This window comes from Rhizobium redzepovicii (assembly GCF_019793435.1).
Classification (GTDB): Bacteria; Pseudomonadota; Alphaproteobacteria; order Rhizobiales; family Rhizobiaceae; genus Rhizobium; species Rhizobium redzepovicii.
The window spans coordinates 1-255 of the sequence record NZ_JAILYH010000117.1 but is presented as its reverse complement, the minus strand read 5'-3'; the positions used below and the strand labels follow the sequence as shown (position 1 = coordinate 255).

General features: G+C 63.1%; 1 protein-coding gene. It reads left to right on the top strand.

All coding sequences use genetic code 11. The features are described from left to right. A partial coding sequence (locus K6N12_RS33845; protein ID WP_222135297.1) for an AAA family ATPase occupies positions 1-255 on the top strand: 255 nt, incomplete at both ends.

The following is a 255-nucleotide window of genomic DNA, read 5'->3' as shown; positions in this document are numbered from 1 at the left end:
GGGGGATCGGCAAGTCCACCACCTCCCAAAATACGCTCGCAGCGCTTGTCGACCTCGGGCAGAAGATCCTGATCGTCGGATGCGACCCGAAAGCCGACTCCACCCGGCTGATCCTGAACGCCAAAGCGCAGGACACGGTTCTGCATCTGGCAGCGCAGGAAGGTTCGGTGGAAGACCTTGAGCTCGAGGACGTGCTCAAGGCCGGCTACAAAGGCATCAAGTGCGTGGAGTCCGGCGGTCCGGAACCGGGCGTCG